Source organism: Pseudomonas sp. m6p (genome assembly GCF_055760375.1).
The window spans coordinates 5,624,076-5,640,480 of the sequence record NZ_CM147084.1 but is presented as its reverse complement, the minus strand read 5'-3'; the positions used below and the strand labels follow the sequence as shown (position 1 = coordinate 5,640,480).

Genomic DNA, 16,405 nt, shown 5'->3' with positions numbered 1-16,405 from the left:
GATCGCTCATGGGCAAGCCCTTGATGTACCTGTTGGCCGGCAACGGCAGCGCCGCGGATTGGTGGGATGACGCGCTGCCGCACTTCCAGCGATACGACGTGGTTCCGCTGGAGTTGCCGGGCTTCGGCGCCAATCCGCAGCCACCTTGCGAGGATCTGGCGGACTACGCGCAGACTTTGCTGGCGATGACGCAGAAGGGCAGCGCGGTCATGGCAGTAGGGGTCAATGCGTTGCTGGTGTTGCATGCGTTACAACGTCGGCCCGGACACTTCTCCCGCAGCGTTTTGTTGGCGCCAGTCGGTGCGTTTCTGTGGCAGCGGCGGTTGCCTGCACTTATGTCGCCGCTGCCGATTCGCAGGACCATTCACTGGTTGCTCTCGAACAAACCGACGCTGTTCGCGCGCAAGTTCTCCAACCAGACCTGGACGCCCGCGCAGTACCAGCGCATGGGCGCCGGTTATGCGCGTTGCCGTGCGTTTGTGCCGCACTGGGATCTGATCCGTGCCGACACCGCGCTGCCGCTGCTGGAGTGGATCACCGATCCGGTCGAGCTGGTCTGGGGCGATCAGGACAAGGTGCTCGGCATCGAACAAGCCGCCGCATGGTCGGCGATTCTTGCGCGCGCAGACCTGACCATCAGCCTGAAACCCGGTTGGGGCCATTACCCATGGATCGACGCGCCCATGCAGTTCGCGCAATGGCTGGAGTCGGGCGAGCGCGGGTTTGTTGCGCACACCAAGGGCGGGCGTTTGCGCCTGGCTGAACTGGCGCGGCAAGCGGTGCCGGCGGCGCTGACGCTCAACGATTGCAATGATCCGCGTCTGCCAACATTTCTCGCTGCCCAACCCGACGTGACTTGGGCGGTGCGCTCCTCCAGTTATGGCGAGGATCAGGCCGATTCGGCGAATGCCGGTTTGAGCACAACCTATCTGCGCGAGCCGCCCGCCAATGTGCCGAAACGCATCGCCGAACTCACGGCCGAAGGCGTCGAGGAAGTGGTGGTGCAACGCTTCATCACGCCGGTGGTTTCCGGGATCGCATTCGTGCGCCATCTCTCGGTAGAACTGGAATGGGTTGAAGGTCATCTCGAATCGCTGGCCGACGGTCAAGTCAGCCCCTCACAAGCAACGCTTTCGCGACTCGGCGATGCGTGGCGCAGTGGCACGTTCACGCCGTCCCACGGCTTGACCGAAGACCTGCTCTGGCGCTTCCTGCAAGACGTGTTGCGCGTGTTCCACTACGTGCCCGGCGACGTCGAATGGGCCTGGGACGGCTCGCAACTCTGGCTGCTGCAATACCGGCCGATCAGCGACTACGGCTGGCGCCGGCACCTGACCGCCGCGAACATCGCCGAGATCCTGCCACCGCAACCGAGCGTGCTGGTGGAGTACGCCCAGCGCCGCGCGGCGGTGAGTATCCCGGCGATCATGGCGCGCTGGGATGCGCGAGTGTTGCAGGACAACGAGCCGTTCACTGCTGTGTTCGGCGGCGCGTCCTACATCAACAATGACCTGTTTCTTGCCCGGTTGGCCGACTGGGGCATCAGCGCCGATAACTACGCCGGTGAAGTTGGTGGTGCGACGCCGCATCTGCCGTGGCGACCGCTGAAGATGCTGCGTTCGTTGCCGCTGTTTTTGCGTATGCAACGCAAGGCTCGCGGCCATTTGCTGAACCTTGAAAACGGCTTGCAGCGCTTCGATCGGGAGCTGGCCGAATTGGTCGCCCAAAGTGCCAATGGCCAGCAATTAGCAGACTGGTTCACCCGGTTCTACGTGTTCGTAGTGCAAGGCAATTTGTGCATTGCCACTGCACTGGCCAGCAGCGGTGGTGATTGGCTGGGCCGCCCGCCGACCGCGTACGACAATCTGGAAAACAGTCCTCATCGACTGCCGTGGGAAACCGATCCGGCTACCCCGCGACCCGCGTCGAGCGAACTGCCGCTACAGCCATTCCCGCAATGGTCCGGGCTGATCCGCCTCGCGCATTCGACCGGCCTGCCGGGCCTGCGCGGTTACTACCTGCAAGTACGCGAGTGGTATCGCGACAATCTGATGCGCATCTTCTTCCGTCTGCACCACGCCATGCCCATGGCGGATCGCGAGCATTGGTTCGCGCCGCATCCCGACGTGCGCACCCGCGATGGCAGCTTCTGGCAGGACGGTCGCGAAGGTGCGGAGCAGGCCACCGGTTTCATGATTTATCCGGGGCAAGTGCAAGGCATTCTCGGCGTGGACATCTTGTTGGAAGACACCCTAGATCCGGGGCGGCATGCGCACTACCAAACCGCGCGGGCGGTGATTGCGCGGATGGGCGGGCGGCTGTCGCATGGTTCGACGTTGTTGCGGGAACTGCGCAAGCCCTCGGCGGTGATGCCGCAGGTGGATCTGGCGTGGATCGGGTGCGAAGTGTTGTATCGGGATGGTGAACTGGAATTGATGAATTCGAAGGATGTGAAGTGAAACGACTGCTGGTGTTATTCATGAGCTGGTTGCCGATAGCCGTTATGGCGGCAGGTGTCTGCAATCAGGAAACTGACTCTAAATATTTCTTATCTCAATGGCCGGAGAGCAGCGGAGATCAGGAAGACATACTTTCCAGTCTCGATGGAAAAGAATTCTCTATCGAGCCAGGCCACGTAGTCTTCCGTGGCGACCTAAACGGCGATGGTATCGAAGACTTCATCTTCAATTCCCGCGTAGGCATTGGTTCTTCGATGGACAGCACATTCGCCTTCCTGATCCAGTGCCGTGGTTACTTGAAGTATTCGGGTGGCGATTACTTCGCCGGGGTCAAAGTTCTGGACGGTCCGCCTAAAGGTGGCGGTGAATTCAAGGACATCGAGATCTACTCCTACATTAGGGACAAGCGAGGGCGGATTCGCTACAAGGGCGAAGAGGGCATGACCCGGCCACATCTGTGGCAATTCAACCCGCAGACACAGCGTTATGAAGGTCAGTCCGAGTAAGCCAACGGTTTCCCACTGCTGTTATGGAGTTAGTACTTGAAAGGATTTTCGATTGTTCTCGGCAGCTTGCTATCAGCTGCCACTTCCATGGCATTCGCCGCCGATCCCGACTTCAAGGATTACGCCGTCACCCCCGTTTTCAGCGGCCCCAACCATGAACCGGTGCAGCAGGAACAAAGCAACTCGGTCATGGACAGCACCCGGGCGAAGGCCCTGCAAGGCAAGGTCAACTTCGCCGGCCATTACATCCTGTACAGGTTCGGCTGTGGCGGCGGGGCCATTTGTGGCGAAGTGCTGGACGCCCAGACCGGTGATGTCGTTGGCGGTCTTCCGAATGCCTATGACGGCAGCACTTTCGACACGACGTATTTGCCCGATAGTCGCTTGATCATCATTTCCGGCGTCACGCTCGATGGCGAAGAAGACGCCCAGGGAAATCGCCTGGAAAACCGTAACCGGGATCGGTACTACGAATTCGTGAACAATGAGTTCCGGCTGCTTGGCATGACCGACGTGGAATCACCGTCGATCGATGAGGAGTGAGTCGATGAACCGTCTTCTTGCGAGCAGCCTTTCGCTGTTGCTCTCGTTTCCAGCTTTCGCCGCTCCCAAGGGCGCCTACACCCAGCGCGATGTCATGCAATGTGGCGGTGTTGAAGTGGTGATGGTGTCGTCCTGCCGATCCGTAACGGTGGATGACGCAGAAACCCACCTCATACCGGTCTGCTCCGATCAGACGATCAACATTGGCGGCAAAGTGTTGCGGCGCAATATCGACAAGGTTTCACAGCTCACGTCTGACGGTAAGAAGACGAAGATGCTGAGTAACGTGGCAGTGGAGATGGATTGTGTAAAAGGAAGCAAGGGCGGCCTGGTGTTCATCGGCGGTTATGGCGGGTGTGGATCCTGCCCGGAGTGGCGCGGGTATTACTCCACCGCTGGAAGGTTGGAGCATTACAGCTACAGCAATAGTTATCGGTCGTTTGGTTCGAAGGGGTCCTGGGAAGGGCTCATAGAGGCTTATGGCATCACTGAAAGACAGTTACAGCAAACAAGCCCTGCGGCTAAAAGGATCGAGTATGGGCAGCCTTAGATCCGCACTATTGCTCGCGGGTCTGTTGCTGGCGAATGGGGCTACGGCAGAAGAAGTGCGAATCACTGGAGTCGACGGGCACACACTGACATTGCATTTGAAAGCAAAAGTATGGCCCGAACACTCAGTGGAAGCGGCGAGCGCGACCTTTACCGCGAATGGAAAAACATTCCCGCTCTACGGAACCGATATTGGGGTCGAAGTCCTTCCTCGATGGCTTAGCCCTGACAAGAAGACCTTACTCGTGAACCAAACGATGTATGGAATGTTGTCAGACGGGAGTGGTGAAGACAGCTTCCAGTCACGAAGTCACTGCGATGTGATTTCGATGGAGACCGGTTGTGTGCTGCTTCAGCGTGATGATCAGTTCTGCGCTGGCAAATGGGTGGGCAATAGCTGGACTACCGACGAGGGTGAAGTACTCAAACCTGAAATGGAGACACCTTCCCCACAGGCACTACTGAAAACCCTCTCGAACATTGAATCTGCGCAATATCGAGCCAGCGAGATCGAATGGAGCTTGGTCATGGGGGCGGATTCGTACATGGCTTGCCATCCACCGGCTCGAAATGTTCAGGGTCTTAATGATCTTGGCTTCTATTTAGCCGAGGGCGGCAACGATGCACTGGCGCTGAAGTTGTATCGCGGCGTTGAGGCCGTCGGTAAACGCACAGTACTGATGTTGAACATCGCCGATTCACTCTGGCGCCTTGATCGCAAAGATGAAGCGCAGCGCTATTACAGCCAGTACCGCGACGCGATGAGCGCCGACGGCAAGGCGCAGAAAATACCTCGACGCGTAGTTGAGCGATCCGCAATTCAGGGAATGAAACATTGAACATGTTTGTGCGCTTTATCGCGTTGTCCTTAGGCCTGCTGTCCGCTTCAATCGCGCTCGCTGAGGACAACTGCAAAGTCATCACGGTGAGCTGGCAATACGACCAATGCGTGGAAGCCGACCGCAAGAGTGCCGATGCAAAACTCAATGCCAGCTACAAACTATTGATGACTCGATTCGAGTCTCAATGGAAGCGTCAGCCTGAACAAGCGAAGACATACATGGCCATGGCCAGAGACTCGCAACGTGCGTGGATCAAGTTGCGCGACACCACATGCCCTCTAGAAGCCATAGAGACTGAAACCGGATCCAAGGCATACACCACGCTGACCAATAACTGCATCGCCAGAATGAGTCTGGAGCGAGCCGCTTATCTGGACGCCGTCGCACCGGATGATACGAGTGAAGTGGTCGATGTCGCCAAGGTTTCCAACTCTGCTTCTCAACGCTTTGGTGATGTTGTTGCTCGTTACGTCACCACGTTTGGTAGTCCGTGCCTCGATGTGCAAATCCTTGCGCCAGAGGGTAATTGGAGGGTGTTGGCGTCCAAGCGCTTTTGCAGTTTTGACGGTAAGTCGTTCAGGTCGGGTTATAGCTATGCCGGGTTTGAAGATCACGTATTTGCGGACGACGGTTTGCACGTGACGCTTAGCCTGACAGATCTACGTCCTACCGGCGAAAAGCGCCTTGCCTGCGTGATTCCGATTCAGAACGAGCAGATCAGAGAGCTGAAATGCGGCGCACCTGAATCATCGTGAGGCCACTCGCGCTGGTTTTTGAAGATTGATCAATTTGTCGATCAACAAGGAAGTAATGAAAGTGACCAGGGTCTCAAGTTGTGTGTGCATGCTCGTATCGATCATCGGTTTCACAGCGCAACCGGCAACGGCTGATGACCTGCAAACCATCAAGCAAATGCATCCGCCGGTGGTGGCATCGGTGGGCGAGCAGAAGATCACCGTGTTGTTCTTGAAGAACACGCTCAAGGGTCAGACGACAGGCGCCTACGTTCCGGGTGGTGAGGTTTTTTACACGACGATGAGTCCCACGAAGCCAGAACTCTCTTTTGTGGCGCCGCTCATAGGAGATGAAATCGCGTCAGTGTTTTTCTTTGAACGCAAATTTCCTGAGCGAGCGGGGAAATCCCTGTACGTGCTCACGAAGCTAAAAGAGTCATACGGTAACTTTGAAGGCTACACCTATTGGACGCTGGAATTGCCGCTCATCAAGCAGGGGGAGCAGTTGTCTTTGCGGTTTTTCCGCGGTGATCCACCAGACCCCGAATTGCAGAACTGTCGCGACGGCCGAGACCTTGAACATGGTGTCGATGTCGTGTGTGCCTACAAGGATGCAGCGAGTATCAAAAAGCGTCTGGCAGACCTTGATGCAAAGATCATTGCCGATTCGAAACTGCAAAAGGAGATCCGCCAGAAAGCTTTAAAGACCGACGATGACGTGACCGGTGTTGCGTGCCCCTCACCCAACTTTTCAACCTTCCTCTCAGCCTTCTCTGAACGCGCGGACGTGCAGAAAGCCTTCGTCCAGCAGCCGCTGAAAATGGTCACGACTGTGGCCAGTGATCCCGAGCCCGAGATGCAAAAAAGCAGCCTCAGCGGCGATCAGCTCAAGTTCCCGATCATCCCGGATGTAGCGAAGCGAGAGGCTCAGGGCCTGACGTTGACCGTCAAGGAAGAGCAAGGTGATCACGCCGTTGCGATCCTGCAGAAACCGGATACCGATTATGTCTTCGAGTATCGGTTTGTTCGTGGGCAATGCTGGCGGCTGGAAGAAGTGATGGATTACTCGCTTTGAAACAGGTGGCAAGTTGAAAAGATTAGGCTTGATCACGTTATTGCTGTGTTCTTTCTCTGCGGTGGCGGGGCCGATGTTCCCGTCACTCACGTCGTGCAGGGACGTTGGCAGCGACTGCGCGCTGGCGCTGAAGGACAATTTTCTGGTGGACGTACATTCCGGGCAGCGCCTATCCGAGACGGCGGAGCCGGCAGGGGCGATGAGTGACTTCTGGCTTTATCGAGATGGCGAGCGGTACATCCTTCAGGAAGAAAACTACTCCCAGGCGAAGTCGCGTCGTTGGCTGGTTTTCGCCTACGACAGCGGCAAAGTGGTGCTCGACGGCGCTTATGTTTTCTCTATCGACATTGATATGAACACTGGGCCCTACTGGCATGGCTATGACTGCCGAGGTGATGCCAAGCCGTTCGCCGTGCCAACGAATGACTCGTTCAGTGAAGTCGCTTTGGAGGCGTTATGCGGGGAGGTCGAAGGCTGGTTCGTCTCGGGCGAGGATACCAAGGTGCCGGTGTCAGCCAAGGGGCTGGCTGTCAGTGTTCCCGTTTATCACGCCCGCAAACGCGATGGTTCAGCGACTTTCCTGTTCGCTGAAAGCGATGTTCCGGATCTTTCGAAACTGGTTTGTCTGTCCAACTGTGCCGATGTCGAGAAAACACCGGAGCGCGTTTCGCATGGGACGGCGCCATTGAGGTGGGGGGAAGAAGTAACGTTGTGTTCGGATGACGAAGATATTTACTTCAGTTGCCCATTAGATGGCGGCAAGACGGTTTCTGTTTGCGCGCGGGGGAACAGCAAACCCACGGTTGGTTCTGTTCAGTATCGATATGGTGTGCCGGGGAACATCGAGATGGTTTACCCGAAGAATGCTGTGCCGCCTAGGGGCAAGTTTTTCGTTGTGAATGCGACGGAAGGAAGCGCGAGCCTGAACATCATCAAGTTCAAGCTCGGTACGTATACCTACCTCGTTAACCAGGCATTCGTGAGTTATCTGACGGTGCTCAAAGAGGAAGAAGTTGTATTCAGGCAGCGATGCGGCGCAGGAAGTTATTCCTTCATAAACCGAGCGGCGCTCCAAGGGTTGGAGTCACGACCAAAAAGCGCACAAGACTTTCGCTAGTCGCTAATGCCGAAGCTCATGAAAGGGGACTTAACGTCCCCTTTTTTTCATCCGCAAATCCCACTACGACTTGGCCGCCACGTTCCCCACTTCAATGTGGTCGAGCGTCCCTTCCACCATCAATCGCACCCCATCCGCCATTCTGCTCAGGGCCAGTGCTACCGAGCGGCGGGAGCCGTGGAGGTCGTCGGCGAGGTCGCAGGCAATGGCGCTGATGGACAGGAGGTCTTCGGAGGCGTTGGCCATGAGGGCTTCGGCGTCGGTGCCGGGGGCGAGGCTGAAGAGGCCGGTTTCGCGTTTGGGTTGGGATTCGGTACGCGGTTTGAAGTGGTGGTCGAGGGCGCGTTCGGCGGCTTCGTGGAATTTCTTGGATTCCAGCGATTCGTAGGGCGATATGTCTGGGGTTTCGGGGGGATTGGGTGTTGGTTTGATCATGGTGCAGCTTCCTGGAGTTGTGAGGCCGACACCTATTCGCTTTGCACTTCGAAAGAGGTGGCAGCTGTGCGTTGGTGTGCAAGACCGGTCCAGGTGGCCGGCAGACCCGAAGGTCTCCGACGCACAGCCGCCATAACGATCCGCGAGCATAGGAAAACGCTCGGCGAAATGCCATCAACGAATGTGCACCTGAACCGGACTTGCACGTCCGAGTCACCGATTTGGCGGCGACACACAGAGGCTATCGACGAACTGCCAACCAGCCTAGTTCATAGGTATCGCGGCGCTTTGCAGGAAATTTCCCATAGGTTTGCAGGCTGGAAGATCAGAAGATCGCAGCCTTCGGCAGCTCCTACAGGGATGTGTTTCAACAGGTGTAGGAAGTGGGGTGCAGAAGCGTGACTTGGCGGTCATCGTGCGGGAAATGGGTTGCATCATCTTCCAATAGCGGCGGATAGTGGCGTTATCGTTCGAATCCCTTACACTGCCCCGGCCGTTCACTTTCCTTTTGAGGCTGTGCGCATGAAATTTCGTTTTCTTCTGTGGATGATGGGTTTGTTGATGGGTAAGGCCAGCCGGACAAATCCTGCGTTCCAGCAGCAGTTGGGTGACAAGGATCTGGTGTTTCAGTTGCAGACGCTGGACGGGAAAGTGGCGCGGCATTTCGTGGTGAAGAATCAGCGCGTTACCAGCAAATCTGGGGTGGTGGCGGAGCCGGCGTTTGCGATTGCGTTCAAGGATGCGGGTTATGCCTTTGCCACGATGCAGGCGAAGAACAAGCAGTTGGCGTTTATGCAGGGGATTCAGGACAAGTCGATTCAGCTGAAAGGTAATCCGGCGCTGGTGATGTGGTTTCAGGGGTTGATGAAGTATTTGAAGCCGAGGAAGGCCAAGCCGAAGGCTTGAGTAGACGGGCTTGAGTGGATGGGCTGTTGTGGTGAGGGGATTTATCCCCGATGGGCTGCGCAGCGGCCCCAAAACCTGAGACCTCGATATAACTGACACATCCTGTTGGCTGGGTTTGCGACTGCTACGCAGTCGGTCGGGGATAAATCCCCTCACCACAGGTTTTGTGTCAGGCAGGTAGATTGGGGTGGATTCTTCGCGAGCAAGCTCGCTCCCACAGGAGGTCACCGAAACCTTGTGGGAGCGAGCTTGCTCGCGAAGTTTTCAAGCCTGGCTGAATTGCGAAGCTAGCTCACGCAGCAGGACTTCAGCCTCAAGCACTTTGCTGACCACGTCGTTGGCTTTGTCGCGGGTCAGGCCGACGCGTTCGAGCAGGGCGTCGGGGATGTCTTCGTCGGGGCCGGAGCCGATGCCGCGGCTGCGCAGCAGGCGCACGGCCAGGCAGACGAGGTTCGGGTATTCGGCGTAGGCGCCGTCGTAGCTTGGGTCGTGCTGGAAGCGCAGGGCGGTGGCCAGTTCATCGGGCATGTCCCAATAGCGCATCAGCCACGAGCCGATCTGTTCGCGGCTGATGCCCAGCAGGTGCTGCTCGATGTAGCTGTGGCACAGGTGCGGGTTGACCTCCAGGTGGCGGCAGATCAGCGAGAAGTGCGGCGGGAACACGTGGGCCAGCAGCAGGTAGCCGAAGTTGTGCAGCAGACCGGCCAGATAGGTCAGGCCGGCTTCCGGACGCTGGGCGCGCGGCATGGCGCGGGTCAGGCCCTCGATAACGGCGGCGGTGTAGATCGATTGCTGCCAGTACGGCGTGGTGTGTTGCGGGTGGTCTTTGGGCAGGCTCAGGGTCTTGCCGAGGGCCAGGCCCAGCGCGAGGTTGATCACCAGATCGAAGCCCAGCACGCGAACGATCGCGTCTTCCACCGAACGGATCTTGCCCGGCGAAGCGTAGTACGGCGACGCCGCCCAGCTCACCACTTGTGCAGCCAGCGCCGGGTCGGTTTCGACCACGCCGGTGATGTCGTCGATGGTGGCGTTGGGGTCGACGCGCAGTTTGATGATTTTTTGCGCCGTCTCGGCCAGCGGTGGAATCTCGATGGTCGCTTCCAGACGCTGCTGAATCCGGCGTGCGGTGAACGCCTGCACGGCCTGGGTGATTTCCTCGCGGTCATCGTCCGGGCGGTCGAGGTTCGGGCGGATGCTGCTCAGGGCTTCGCCGAAGTTGGCGGCGCTGGCCTTGGTCAGCATGCTCTTGAAGGCTTCGCTGGTGATTTCCAGCAGCAGGCCCGGCTCGCCGGAGTTGATCAGCAGCTTCGGCTCGCGCAGCAGGCTTTCTTCGTAGAGGCACGGCGAACTGGTCAGCGCCGGCAGGCCCGGCAGCAGGCTCAGGCTGTGTTTGCCGAGCATCTTTTCCAGGCGCTCGGTGGACACGGCGGTCAGGCGCCGGCCCGTCAGTTCGGCGAGGCGGTTGAGGTCGAGCAACTGGCTCTGCGGAAACAGCACCATCAGCGCGCCGACGGCATCGTCCAGCAACACGGCTTGTACCTTGCGCGAAGCATTGAGGCCGTGGTGGTCGAGCACTTCTTCGTAGGCGATACCCAGCTTGCCGAGCAGTAGCCGAATTACAGACGGCGCGTGCGGAAGTTCGGGGGCGAGAGCTGCGTCAGTCATGGTCTGTATCCGTTTTTGAAACAATGGCAGGAGTATAACCAGCTCTGTCGGAACGATCCTTCACAAACTGCGACGGTGCTCACACTTGGCCGTATTGCTGCCCATGACGCAGCCAGCGGTCGAGCAATGGGCTGACGTGGGTTGGCCAGCGTTCCAGCAGCGCTTGCGCGGCATCGCGCACGGCGGGCAGCAAGTCGGCGTCGCGCATCAGGTCGGCGACTTTGAATTGCAGCAGGCCGGTCTGACGGGTGCCGAGCATTTCGCCGGGGCCGCGCAGTTCGAGGTCTTTTTCAGCGATGACGAAACCGTCGTTGGTCTCGCGCATGATGCCCAGGCGCTGGCGGCCGATCTGTGACAGCGGCGGATGGTAGAGCAGCACGCAATGGCTGACCGCGCTGCCCCGGCCGACGCGACCGCGCAACTGGTGCAGTTGCGCGAGGCCGAGACGCTCGGGGTTTTCGATGATCATCAGGCTGGCGTTGGGCACGTCGACGCCGACTTCGATCACGGTGGTGGCAACCAGCAGTTGCAGATTGCCGGCCTTGAATTCAGCCATGACTGCCGCTTTTTCCGCTGGTTTCATGCGCCCATGGATCAGCCCAACCTTGAGCTCACCGAGGGCGGCGGTGAGGTCTTCGAACGTGGTTTCGGCGGCCTGACAGGTCAGCTCTTCCGACTCTTCGATCAGCGTGCACACCCAATAGGCCTGACGCCCTTCGGCGCAGGCGCTGCGCACCCGTTCGATGACTTCGACGCGGCGGGTGTCGGTGACCAGCACGGTGTTGACCGGGGTGCGACCGGGCGGCAGTTCGTCGAGGATCGAGGTGTCGAGGTCGGCGTAGGCGCTCATCGCTAGGGTGCGTGGAATCGGCGTGGCGGTCATGATCAGTTGGTGCGGGCACATGCGCCCGCCGACGCCTTTCTGCCGCAATGCCAAGCGTTGCTGCACGCCGAAGCGGTGTTGTTCGTCGATGATCACCAACGCGAGGTTCTTGAACTGCACTTCGTCCTGGAACAGCGCGTGGGTGCCGACCACCATCGGCGTGCCGCTGGCGATCTGTTCCAGTGCGCTGGCGCGGTTCTTGCCCTTGAGCTTGCCGGCCAGCCACGCGACGTCGATGCCCAGCGGTTCGAGCCAGCGCTTGAAGGTGATGAAGTGTTGCTCGGCGAGGATCTCGGTCGGCGCCATCAGTGCGACCTGATAACCGGCCTCCAGCGCTTGCAGTGCCGCGAGGGCGGCGACCACGGTTTTGCCCGCGCCAACATCGCCCTGAATCAGTCGCAGCATCGGTTCGTGCTGGCTGAGGTCGTAGGCGATTTCGTTGCCCACGCGTTGTTGCGCGCCGGTCGGATTAAAGCCGAGGTTGGCCAGGTATTTCGCCGGCAGCTTCGTAGCCTTTGGCATCGCTGGCGCGCGTAACGAACGCAGGCTTTCGCGCAGACGCTGCTGCGACAGTTGATGGGTCAGCAGTTCTTCGAAAGCCAGCCGATGCTGCGCCCAGTGATGACCGAGGGCGAGCTCATCGACATCGGCGTCGGCGGGCGGGTTGTGCAGGTAGCGTATCGCATCGGCCAGCGGCGCCAGTTGGTAGTCGCGGGCCAGTTCGGTCGGCAGCCAGTCGGGCAGGGTGTTCGGCTTGAGCAGGGTCAGGGTCTGCATGCACAACTGGCGCAGGCGCTGTTGGGTCAGGCCTTCGGTGAGCGGGTAGACCGGGGTCAGGGTTTCATCCACGGGCGGCGGTTCGTCACCGGTGATGGCGCGGTATTCCGGGTGGTAGATTTCCAGCCCCGAAGCGCCGGGCCGTACTTCGCCGTAGCAGCGAATCCGTGTGCCGCGCTTGAGGCCTTCTTTCTGCGCGTTGCTGAAATGGTAGAAGCGCAGACTCAGCCCGCCAGTGCCGTCCTGCATGCGCACGACGAGGCTGCGGCGCCGGCCCATGACCACGTCGGCACCGCTGACGGTGCCTTCGACCACCGCGTCCTGGCCCGGGCGCAAGTGGCCGATCGGCACCACGCGGGTGCGATCCTGATAACGCAGCGGCAGGTGAAACAGCACGTCCTGGAGATTCTCCAGGCCGACCTTGGCCAGTTTCTCGGCCATGGCTTCGCCGACACCCTTGAGTGCCGTCACCGACACTTGCGACAGCTCGGTCATGACCCTGGCTTAACCGGCCGTGACCGGCGCGGCGGGCTTGGCCACCGAGCACAGGCGAACGGAGTCGGCGAGGATCTCGATGGCTTTCGGCCGTGGGAAGCTGGCGCGCCAGGCGATGGCGACGGTGCGGAATGGCACCGGCGCCGACAGCGGCCGCACTTCGATCACGCCTGGGGCGTAGTGATGGCTGTCCACCGCCGACAGCGGCAGGATCGAGATCCCCAGACCGGACGCGACCATGTGGCGGATGGTCTCCAGCGAGCTGGATTCCACCGTGGTGTGCTTGGCGCCGTCGTTGCCCTTGGTCAGGGTCGGGCAGGCTTCCAGCACCTGATCGCGGAAGCAGTGGCCTTCGCCGAGCAGCAGCAGGCTCTTGTCGTTGAGCAGGCCCGGGTCGATGGATTCTTTTTGCGTCCACGGGTGCTGGGCCGGCATCAGGACGTAGAACGGCTCGTCGTACAGCGGCAGGGTCAGTACGTCGGCTTCGTTGAACGGCAGGGCGATGATGATTGCATCGAGCTCGCCGTTGCGCAGTTTGTCGCGCAGCACGTGGGTGAAGTTTTCTTCGATGTACAACGGCATCTGCGGGGCGACCCGGTGCAGTTGTGGAATCAGGTGCGGGAACAGGTACGGCCCGACGGTGTAGATCGCACCGACTTTCAGCGGCGCGGTCAGCTGGTTCTTGCCGGCCTGGGCCAGTTCACGGATGCCTTGCGCTTGCTCCAGCACCTTTTGCGCTTGGGCGACGATGCCTTCGCCAACCGGAGTCAGGCGCACGGCGCTTTTGCTGCGCTCGAAAATCAGCACACCGAGTTCGTCTTCAAGTTTTTTCACGCCCACCGACAGGGTTGGCTGGCTGACGTGGCAACGCTCGGCGGCGTGGCCGAAGTGCTGCTCTTGGGCGAGGGTAACGATGTAGCGTAATTCTGTGAGGGTCATAGCGAGCGTCCATGAAGTTGCGGGCCAAGCATAACGGCTGCAATCGATAGACGCACGTTATCAGACTGAGTGAGGAATGCGACACCGGGCAATGTGAGTTTGCCGTTTATGGATGAGCTGAAAAACAAAAGATCGCAGCCTTCGGCAGCTCCTACAGGGGGCGAATACCTGTAGGAGCTGCCGAAGGCTGCGATCTTTTGATCTTGCTACTTAACGACGACGGTCCAGCGAGTACACAAACGGCGCCACAATTTCGATCGAGCCGTTGTTCAGCATATCGGCCGGCGGCTTGGGCAGCGGTTGCGCGCGACGGATCATTTCCAGGGTGGCCCGATCCAGGTCGGCGTTGCCCGAGCGGCCCACCAGTTCGAATGACAGCACGTTGCCTTCAGCGTCGACCACAAAGCGCAAACGGTTCACGCCTTCCTTGCCGCGAGCCTGTGCGCTGGCCGGGTACTTCTTGTATTTGCCCAAGTGCGCGAGCAGGGTGCCTTGCCAACTGGCCTTGGCGGCCATTTGTGCCGGCGACGGGCCCGGTGCGGGCTGGGCGGATTTCTCCGTCGGCGCCTGAGTCGGTTGGGTGTCAGCCGGTTTTTCCTCGGCCGGTTTTTCCTTCACCGGCTCCGGTTTCTTTTCGACGGGCTTGGGCGGCTGCGGTTTCGGCTTTGGCTTGGGTTTGGGCTTCGGTACGGCAATCTCGGCCTTGGGTGCTTCAGCCAGTTTCGGGATCGGCAACTCTTCGACCGGAGCTGGTGGCTGCGGCGGTGTGACGACTTTCGGCGGAGCAGGCGGTGGCTGGGTCGGAACCGGTGCCAGCTCGACCATCATTGCCTGCGGCGGCAGTTCGATGGGCGGGCGGGCGGTCCAGTTCAGCGCCAGCGCGATGGCCAGCGCGTGAACGCCCAGCACCACGGCCAGGCTACCGCTGTAACGCGTCAGCTTATGGCGCGTCGTGATCATTTCTTGGCTGCGCTCTCAAGGCCCACCAGACCGACCTTCAGGTAACCGGCCGAGCGCAATTTATCCATCACGCTCATCAGGTCGCCGTAGTCCACACCCTTGTCGGCCTGGAAGAAGATGGTGGTGTCTTTTTTGCCCTGGGTCTTGGCGTCGAGCGTTGCGCCGAGGGTATCGGCGTTGACTTCGTCGTCGCCGATGTAAAGGCGCTGATCGGCTTTTACGCTGAGGAACACCGGTTTCTCCGGGCGCGGTGCCGGTTTGGCGGTCGACGCCGGCAGGTCGACCTTGATGTCCACAGTGGCCAGTGGCGCGGCCACCATGAAGATGATCAACAGCACCAGCATCACGTCGATGAACGGCGTGACGTTGATTTCGTGGTTCTCGGCCAGATCGTCGTCTGCGCCTTCTTTCAAATGCAGGCCCATGGCCGATTACCCCACTTTCACCATGTGTGGTTGCGAGCTGCTGCGCTCAGGCTGGTGATCGAGGTCACGGCTGACCAGCAACAGGACCTGCGCCGAAGCGTCGGACACCTGCGCCTTGTAGCCGGCGATGGAGCGGGCGAACACGTTGTAGATCACCACCGCAGGAATCGCAGCAACCAGACCCAGAGCAGTGGCCAGCAGCGCTTCGGCGATGCCCGGCGCCACGACGGCAAGGTTGGTGGTCTGGGTCTTGGCGATGCCGATGAAGCTGTTCATGATGCCCCACACGGTGCCGAACAGGCCGACGAACGGCGCGGTGGAACCGATGGTGGCGAGGACGCCGGTGCCGCTGCTCATGTTGCGGCCACAGGCGGCGACCAGGCGCTCAAGGCGGAAGCTGACGCGCTCCTTGATGCCTTCCTTCTCGCGGCTGTTGACCGACAGGCGCATCTCTTCGAGGGCGTCGTGCACCAGCAGGTTGGCGAGGGTGCCTTCCTTCGCCGCAGTGGCGCTGGCTTCCTTGAGGGTCGCGGCTTTTTTCAGAGCCGCGATTTCACCACGCAGACGCCGCTTGGCGCCCATCAGCTCGAAGCCTTTGGCGATCCAGATGGTCCAGGTGATGATGGAAGCGATGGCCAGACCGATCATCACGATTTTCACGATGATGTCGGCGTTCTGGTACATGCCCCATGGCGACAGGTCGTGGGCCATGCCCAAGGTGTTGTCGGGTTCGAGCACTTCAGGAGCGTCTGCCGGAGCGGCGTCTACTGCCTGCACCGGATCGGTGGTGGCTGGCGCGGCTGCAGTTGGTGCGTGCTGTTCGGTGGCAGCCGGAGCGGTTGGCGCTTGTGCGTCGGCGAAAGCGGCGGTCGGTGCCAGCATCAGGCTGAGCAGCAGGGCCGCCACTGCGCTGAAGGCGCGAGGTCGTTTGGTTGGCGAAGCGGGGTTTTGATTACGTGTCATGCTGGCCGGACCTGAAGTAGAAAAACGGTGATGCTCTTCCAGGCCTCGTGAGGCCGAGAACAAAAGTGGGGTGCATTATTGCAAGTAATTCTTGTTAACAAAAGTAATAGAGTTTCTTTTTTTCCTTCATTG

16 protein-coding genes are annotated in these 16,405 nt (G+C 59.7%); 9 read left to right on the top strand and 7 right to left on the bottom strand.

The window, feature by feature from the left end; translation table 11 throughout:
- Positions 1–8: 8 nt before the first annotated feature.
- From ACYZUM_RS25835 to ACYZUM_RS25800, 8 genes are all read left to right on the top strand, one after another.
- Positions 9–2,459, top strand: coding sequence for an alpha/beta fold hydrolase (locus ACYZUM_RS25835; RefSeq protein ID WP_108184215.1), 2,451 nt, complete (start codon positions 9–11; stop codon positions 2,457–2,459).
- On the top strand, positions 2,456–2,965 hold the full coding sequence (locus ACYZUM_RS25830) for a hypothetical protein (protein WP_003229535.1): 510 nt from the start codon (positions 2,456–2,458) through the stop codon (positions 2,963–2,965). Before ACYZUM_RS25835 ends, ACYZUM_RS25830 begins: the two co-directional genes overlap by 4 nt.
- An 87-nt stretch (positions 2,966–3,052) precedes the next feature.
- The gene (locus ACYZUM_RS25825) at positions 3,053–3,508 is read left to right on the top strand and encodes a hypothetical protein (protein ID WP_108184448.1); all 456 of its coding nucleotides are present in this window, start codon (positions 3,053–3,055) and stop codon (positions 3,506–3,508) included.
- A gap of 4 nt (positions 3,509–3,512) precedes the next feature.
- A complete protein-coding gene (locus tag ACYZUM_RS25820; protein ID WP_108184214.1) occupies positions 3,513–4,058 on the top strand; it encodes a hypothetical protein in 546 nt (181 codons plus the stop codon).
- On the top strand, positions 3,988–4,896 hold the full coding sequence (locus tag ACYZUM_RS25815; protein WP_262949070.1) for a tetratricopeptide repeat protein: 909 nt from the start codon (positions 3,988–3,990) through the stop codon (positions 4,894–4,896). Before ACYZUM_RS25820 ends, ACYZUM_RS25815 begins: the two co-directional genes overlap by 71 nt.
- Positions 4,897–4,898: 2 nt before the next feature.
- On the top strand, positions 4,899–5,654 hold the full coding sequence (locus tag ACYZUM_RS25810) for a lysozyme inhibitor LprI family protein (RefSeq protein WP_108184212.1): 756 nt from the start codon (positions 4,899–4,901) through the stop codon (positions 5,652–5,654).
- 88 nt (positions 5,655–5,742) lie between these two features.
- Positions 5,743–6,708, top strand: a complete 966-nt coding sequence (locus ACYZUM_RS25805; protein WP_440828795.1) for a hypothetical protein — start codon at positions 5,743–5,745, stop codon at positions 6,706–6,708.
- Between the two features lie 28 nt (positions 6,709–6,736).
- Complete coding sequence (locus ACYZUM_RS25800) at positions 6,737–7,825, top strand: hypothetical protein (RefSeq protein WP_262949068.1); 1,089 nt, start codon at positions 6,737–6,739, stop codon at positions 7,823–7,825.
- A gap of 63 nt (positions 7,826–7,888) precedes the next feature.
- On the opposite strand, the gene ACYZUM_RS25795 is transcribed toward ACYZUM_RS25800, so the two are convergent.
- Positions 7,889–8,260 (bottom strand): DUF6124 family protein, encoded by a 372-nt coding sequence (locus ACYZUM_RS25795; protein ID WP_108184209.1) that lies wholly within the window; start codon positions 8,258–8,260, stop codon positions 7,889–7,891.
- Positions 8,261–8,782: 522 nt separating this feature from the next.
- Here ACYZUM_RS25795 and ACYZUM_RS25790 point away from each other — a divergent pair.
- On the top strand, positions 8,783–9,166 hold the full coding sequence (locus tag ACYZUM_RS25790; RefSeq protein ID WP_003229522.1) for a helicase: 384 nt from the start codon (positions 8,783–8,785) through the stop codon (positions 9,164–9,166).
- A 264-nt stretch (positions 9,167–9,430) separates the two neighbouring features.
- On the opposite strand, the gene ACYZUM_RS25785 is transcribed toward ACYZUM_RS25790, so the two are convergent.
- From ACYZUM_RS25785 to exbB, 6 genes are all read right to left on the bottom strand, one after another.
- Positions 9,431–10,831, bottom strand: coding sequence for an aminoacyl-tRNA deacylase and HDOD domain-containing protein (locus ACYZUM_RS25785; protein ID WP_095137709.1), 1,401 nt, complete (start codon positions 10,829–10,831; stop codon positions 9,431–9,433).
- 79 nt (positions 10,832–10,910) lie between these two features.
- The gene (gene recG, locus ACYZUM_RS25780) at positions 10,911–12,986 is read right to left on the bottom strand and encodes an ATP-dependent DNA helicase RecG (protein ID WP_108184208.1); all 2,076 of its coding nucleotides are present in this window, start codon (positions 12,984–12,986) and stop codon (positions 10,911–10,913) included.
- A gap of 9 nt (positions 12,987–12,995) precedes the next feature.
- Positions 12,996–13,925, bottom strand: a complete 930-nt coding sequence (locus tag ACYZUM_RS25775) for a hydrogen peroxide-inducible genes activator (protein WP_007962352.1) — start codon at positions 13,923–13,925, stop codon at positions 12,996–12,998.
- A gap of 210 nt (positions 13,926–14,135) precedes the next feature.
- The gene (locus tag ACYZUM_RS25770) at positions 14,136–14,885 is read right to left on the bottom strand and encodes a TonB family protein (RefSeq protein WP_108184207.1); all 750 of its coding nucleotides are present in this window, start codon (positions 14,883–14,885) and stop codon (positions 14,136–14,138) included.
- Positions 14,882–15,310, bottom strand: a complete 429-nt coding sequence (exbD, locus tag ACYZUM_RS25765) for a TonB system transport protein ExbD (RefSeq protein ID WP_041071566.1) — start codon at positions 15,308–15,310, stop codon at positions 14,882–14,884. The genes ACYZUM_RS25770 and exbD overlap by 4 nt, the downstream gene beginning before the upstream one ends.
- A gap of 6 nt (positions 15,311–15,316) precedes the next feature.
- Positions 15,317–16,273 carry a tonB-system energizer ExbB gene (exbB, locus tag ACYZUM_RS25760; protein WP_108184206.1) on the bottom strand — a complete coding sequence of 319 codons (957 nt, stop codon included), beginning with the start codon at positions 16,271–16,273 and terminating at the stop codon, positions 15,317–15,319.
- Positions 16,274–16,405 lie beyond the last annotated feature (132 nt).